Source organism: bacterium, assembly GCA_024224155.1.
Taxonomy (GTDB): Bacteria; Acidobacteriota; Thermoanaerobaculia; order Multivoradales; family JAHEKO01; genus CALZIK01.
The window spans coordinates 1-2153 of record JAAENP010000481.1 but is presented as its reverse complement, the minus strand read 5'-3'; the positions used below and the strand labels follow the sequence as shown (position 1 = coordinate 2153).

General features: G+C 62.3%; 3 protein-coding genes. All 3 read right to left on the bottom strand.

The window, feature by feature from the left end; translation table 11 throughout:
* Positions 1 to 372 (bottom strand): tyrosine-type recombinase/integrase (locus GY769_23280; protein MCP4204842.1); only part of this gene is annotated, 372 nt, incomplete at its 3' end.
* Entirely contained in the window at positions 299 to 1747 is a 1449-nt protein-coding gene (locus GY769_23275; GenBank protein MCP4204841.1) for an IS66 family transposase, read from the bottom strand. The genes GY769_23280 and GY769_23275, both read right to left, overlap by 74 nt.
* Positions 1645 to 2142, bottom strand: a complete 498-nt coding sequence (tnpB, locus tag GY769_23270; GenBank protein MCP4204840.1) for an IS66 family insertion sequence element accessory protein TnpB — start codon at positions 2140 to 2142, stop codon at positions 1645 to 1647. Before tnpB ends, GY769_23275 begins: the two co-directional genes overlap by 103 nt.
* Positions 2143 to 2153: the final 11 nt, after the last annotated feature.

Below are 2153 nucleotides of genomic sequence, written 5' to 3'. Positions count from 1 at the left end.
CTCATGCATCGGATCGGCCGCCAGATGAGCATAGCGTGCCGTCGTCTCGGGCTGGCTGTGACCGAGGAGCTTGCCGATCATCGGCAGCGAAAGCCCCAGTCCCGCTCCGACCGCCGCGAAGGAATGCCGCAGATCATGGATCCGGAGATTCTCCAGGCACGCCCGTTCGCGGAGCCGCTTCCAAGGCCCCTTCAGGTCCGTCAAGTGGGAGTGCGCTTTCCGTCCTTCGATCGTAAGAGCTCGCCGTGCCCCGTCTTGTGGAAAGAAACGCGCCGTGATGAGACTACGGCGGCGTTGGTCAGAACGGCAGCGTGACGTCGCCAGGGCACCGGATCGCCGCCGTCGCTGCTTCGCGGAGGTAGGCAGCGGGATCGCGGGTGTTCAGCTTGGCGGTCTCGATTAGCGAGTAGAGGACCGCGGCCGTCTTCGCCCCTCGCTCGGAGCGATTGCCGTAGAAGTTCTTCCGACCGACCACGGGTCCGCGCAACACCCGCTCGGCGGCATTGTTATCCAGGGCGATCCGTGGATCTTCCAGGAACAGGGTCAGGCCGTCCCAGTGGTTGAGCAGGTATCTCAAGGCCTTGCCGAAGGCACTGCGGCGCAGACCTCCGAAACTGAAGGCTGCCTCGCGAATTCTCTGGACCACCCGAGCCGATTCGTCGCTTCGCAGGGCCTTTCGCTTTTCCTGCGCAGCCGCATTCCCCGGGAAAGGTCCTTCGACCTCCCGTTCGATCTCATAGAGCTTGGCGATCAAACCGCGCATCTGAGCCACCTGCGCCGGCGGATCCTTCGCGTCCTTGAACTTCCGGTCGGCATGGGCCCAACAGTGGGCGATGCGAATCATCTCTTCGAGATCCGCGACGATCGGATAGACCTGGTAACCGTCGACGACCAAAGTCCCTTTGAAACCCGAGAGGATCTCCTGGGCTGCCTTCGCCGACTTCGAGTTCGCCAGATGATAGACCGCTAGCTGAGGCGCGGTAAGGCCGAAGAGCGTCCAGTTGGGCTTGGTCTTCGACCCCATCATCTTCCAGCCCGTCTCGTCGACGTGCAGAATGTCTTCGCAGAGCGCGAGCTCCCAGAGCTTGCGCCAGGTCGGCTCGAGGTGTCGAGCCAGTGCCACTTGTTGATCCCACAGCGTCTGGGTCGTGACGACGAGCCCATGGCGTTGCATGCGGCGGCACTGCCGAGCCAGAGGGAGGTGATCGCAGAACTTCTCGATCGCGGTATGCACCGCGAAGTCCACGGAGTAGCGACCGCCCGGGATCAATTTCTCCGGCCCAGGGGCGGTCACTACAGCTCCATGACAGGTGCAGCGATATTTCGCCCGCCTTTGAAGGGAGATCTTGAAGCTCGTCTCAATGACGGTGATCTCTTCGGACTCCTCGAACTGTCCCGGCCAGATCGACATCTTCAGGCTGCATGCCGGACACTCCGGAGCCTCCTCGCAGTGATAGTCAGTGACCTCGATCGGCAACTCGAGCTGAGGAGTGGGACCGTGACCCGTCTGAGGTTTGCGAGGTTTCTTGGGGGGCTTCTCGGCCGCTTTAGGCTTCGCCTCTTCGGGCGCCCCGATGCGCAGATCCGGTAGCTCGAGAGCAGCCTGAGCCGCCTCTAAGCCCTCGAGCTCGGCGATCCGCTTCGCTAGAGTCTCGAGGCGGTCGACCAGAACTCGGTGGGAGGCCTCGTAGGCGCGGCAGACGTTGCGCAGTTGCCCCGGATCGTTGATGGCTTCGATGTCGAGCACCGCTCGATTGTATCAGATAAGTCGCTTAGAATCTGTCGATTAGGGTCGATTTCAGGAGGCGAAATCGGCCGGCGACCCACCTCTTGGCAACCCTCGAGGTACAGCGCCAATTCCGACATCGACAGCGTCACCTCGCCGTCGACCTGGCGCCCCCAAAGAGGCGCGAATCGGCCCTCCTCAAGGCGCTTGGCATAGAGACACAAGCCGGTTCCGTCCCACATCAAGACCTTGGCTCGAATCCGGTTGCGACTCACGAAAAGATACAGAGCCCCATCGCCGGGATCGTGGCCCAGTTGCTCGCGCACCAACGCCGCCAAGCCGTCAAATCCTTTGCGCATATCCACCGCAGCCGCGAAAGCGTAGACACGCAGCTGCCGACTCGAACCGATCAGCATCCTAACCTCCG

What these genes read in the sequence shown, in the direction of transcription:
- tnpB (MCP4204840.1), bottom strand. Translation starts at nt 2,142, where the DNA reads ATGCTGATCGGTTCGAGTCGGCAGCTGCGTGTCTACGCTTTCGCGGCT.